Source organism: Streptomyces sp. SID14478 (genome assembly GCF_010548525.1).
Lineage (GTDB): Bacteria > Actinomycetota > Actinomycetes > Streptomycetales > Streptomycetaceae > Streptomyces.
In genome coordinates, this window is the sequence record NZ_JAAGMG010001129.1 from 1 (window position 1) to 3,302 (window position 3,302).

Sequence of the window (3,302 nt, forward strand, 5' to 3'; positions counted from 1 at the left end):
GCGAAGGCCGGGATCGCCGCCGGTGTGGTGGCGGCCGGGGTCGCCGTGGCCGTCGCCATCGCGCTCGCCGGCGACCCGAAGCCGGAGCCCGAGGCCAAGGCGGAGAAGCCGCCGGTGTCCCAGCCGGTGCCGCCGAAGCCCTCCCCCGAACCGCCGAAGGCCCAGCCCGAACCTCCGGCGCCCAAGCCCACCCCGAAGCCGACGCCGCCGAAGCCGAAGCCCACTCCCAAGCCCACGCCGAAGCCCACACCGCCCGAGCCGAAGCCCACTCCGAAGCCGACGCCACCCAAGCCGAAGCCCACTCCCAAGCCGCCGCCCCCGAAGCCGACTCCCCCGCCGGCGCCGGCCACGTACCAGTGGAACCAGCTCGACTACGGCCTCCTGGGCGACGGCACCGAGCCCGAGATGCGGCTCGGCGAAAGCAGCTGGGTGTGGCAGCGCTACGGCATGTCGATCGGCAACAAGAGCTACGCGAACGGCGTCACGGTGCACGGCCGGTCCTCCGTCACCATCGACCTCAACCGCACCTGCACCGCGTACGACGCGTATGCGGGCATCGACGACATGACGATGGGGCTCGGCGCGGTCCGGTTCTCCGTCTACGTCGACGGCGCGCGGGCCTGGAGCTCCCCGGTCGTGCACGCCGACGACCCGGCCGTGCCGGTCCATGTGAACCTCGCCGGGCACAAGACGATCCGGCTCGTGGCCGAACCGCACACCCCGTTCGGCTCCGTCGCCCTCGCGGACTGGGCGGAGTCCCGCTTCACCTGCGGCTGAGACGGCCGTCGGCTGCGGCTGAGACGGCCGTCGGTCAGGCGGCGTCGGCGCCGGACGCCAGCTCGGCCAGGATCTCCTCGTGCGCGAGAGCCGCGCCCGCCGCGCGCTCGGCCTCGTACCGTACGTCGCCCAGTGCCTCTCGCGCGCCGGCCGAGACGGCCTCGTACTCGGCCCGCTCCGGCATCGGGCGGACCTGGACGTCACGCAGCACGTCCGATGCCGCGAACAGCCGCACCGCGCACGGCAGATCACCGCTGCGCGCCATGAGCTCGGCGCCGGCGTCGACCAGGCTGGCGGTGACCGCCTCCGCACAGCTCGCCGCCACCGCGTCGCGCAACACGACGAGCAGGAGCGCGAGACCGACCCTCGGGCCCGCCTCCGCTGCAGTGATGCGTACGTCGATCAGGCCGAGGGCCGCCTCGAACTGCGGCGGCGGAGTCCCTTCCTTGGACACGTCGCGGGCCCCGTCGCACAAATCGCGCGCACGGGCCACCTCCCCGTCGGCCAGGGCGAGATGCGCCCGCAGCAGCCCCACGAAGGCCGTGGTGTCCACGACCGCGTACTGCTCCGCCTCCTCGCTCGCCACGTCGAGGGTCTTCTCCGCCGTCTCGCGGTCCCCCGAGCGGTAGGCGATCTCGGCGAGGCGCGCCGTCAGGAACGGCGACTCCGCGTACGCGCCCACTTCGTAGGCGAGCCGCAGCGCCTCCTCGTACTCCTCCTTCGCCTCGTCGAAGCGGCCGCGCGCCATGGCGGCCTCGCCCACGGCGCTGCACACCTGGGCCCGCATCCAGCGGTCGCCCACCCGGCGGCTGATGTCCAGCGCCTCGGTGAGGTCGTCGTCCAGCCCGCGCATGTTGCCGTGCATGTCGACGGCCATGTGCGCACGGAACATCAGCGTCACCCCGAGCTCCCACTCGCCCCCGAAACGGCGGCAGTTGACGACGGCGGAGTCCAGCGCCGCGCGCGCATCGCTCACCCCGCCCAGGTGGAAGAGCGAGAACGGCCAGATGATCCCGGGGAAGCGGGCGCCCTGCGGGGTGGGCGACGAGAAGGCGTCCCGTACGCGCTCCACGTAGGCGCGCTCCTCGTCGGTGATGACGAGGCCCTGCGGCCTGTTCTCCACGGTCAGGAACAGGGCGAGCAGCCGCATGTTCATCCGCGGCCAGTACATCGGGTCCGCCGGGTCATCCGGGACCGCACGGTCCGGCAGGAGCACCAGGACGCGCTCGGCCCAACCTGAGCCTTCCGGTCGGTAGTTGCGCAGCCACCAGAACCAGCCCAGGTTCAGCGTCAGGGCGATCGCCGTCTCCTCGTCGGCCAGGTCGGGCGCGCCGGTGACCCGCGCCAGTGCCGCGCGGATGTTGTCGAGCTCCGTCTCCAGGCGCTGGATCCACGGGAGTTGCTCACCCGTGCGCAGCATGGGGTCGGCCGCCTCGACCAGCGCGCGTACGTACGCGATGTGCCGGCGCTGGGCGGCCAGACGCAGAGCGGGAGTCTCTGCGGCGCGCTCCGTGGCGTACTCGCCGATGGTCTCCAGCATCCGGTAGCGCATGCCTGGCACTCCGCGGCCGCCGGGGGCCGCGATGAGCAGGGACTTGTCCACGAGAGAACCGACGGCGTCGGCGACGTCCGGCGGAGAGCAGACGGCCTCCGCCGCCTCCAGGTCCCAGCCGCCCGCGAAGACCGACACCTCGCGCAGGACGGTGCGCTCCCGGTCGTCGAGCAGGTCCCAGGACCAGTCGACGACCGCGCGCAGGGCCTGCTGGCGGGGCAGGACCGTGCGGCTGCCGCCGGTCAGGAGGCGGAACCGGTCGTCGAGGCGGTCCGCGATCTGGCGGGGCGCGAGCAGGCGCAGTCGGGCCGCCGCCAGCTCGATGGCGAGCGGCAGCCCGTCGAGACGGCGGCAGATCTCGGCGATGGCCTGGGGATCCTGGCTGGGGTCGAAGCCGGGGCGGACCGCGGCGGCCCGCTCGGCGAACAGGCGGTGGGCGGGGTCCGGTGGCAGCGGCTCGACGGGGCGCACGGACTCCCCCGGTACGCCGAGGGGTTCGCGACTGGTGGCGAGGATCGTGAGGCCCGGGCAGTGCGTGAGGAGGGTCTCGGTCAGCTCGGCTGCCGCATCGATGACATGTTCGCAGTTGTCAAGGATCAGGAGCAGGCTGCGGTGGGCGCAGTGCTCTATCAGGAGCCTGGTCGGGTCGTCGTGCGAGCTCGACAACTCATTGGTCAGCAGGACCGTCTCGCGCAGGTCCAGGGCGCTGACCACCGCGCCCGGGACCGCCCTCGGGTCGTCGAGCGGCGCCAGCTCGACCAGCCAGGCCTGGGGCGCCGCTGCGGCGGCCTCCTCGGCCAGGCGGGTCTTGCCGGAGCCGCCCGGGCCCGTGAGCGTGACCAGGCGTGCTCCTTGCAATTCCGAACGGATGGCGGTGAGTTCGGGTTCCCGGCCGACGAAGGAATTCAGGCGGGGGCGGAGGTTGCCCGTGCGGAGGGGAGGTCTGGAGGGTGGGGGGTTGAGGGGTGGGGGG

The 3,302-nt window shown here is 73.3% G+C and carries 2 protein-coding genes; one reads left to right on the forward strand and one right to left on the reverse strand.

The annotated features are described in order from the left end of the window. The coding region (locus tag G3I40_RS36210; RefSeq protein WP_203645402.1) for an NPCBM/NEW2 domain-containing protein at window positions 1–777 on the forward strand (777 nt) is incomplete at its 5' end. A gap of 34 nt (window positions 778–811) precedes the next feature. Here the strand turns inward: G3I40_RS36210 and G3I40_RS36215 are convergent. Continuing rightward, window positions 812–3,302 (reverse strand): AAA family ATPase (locus tag G3I40_RS36215; protein ID WP_239092150.1); only part of this gene is annotated, 2,491 nt, incomplete at its 5' end.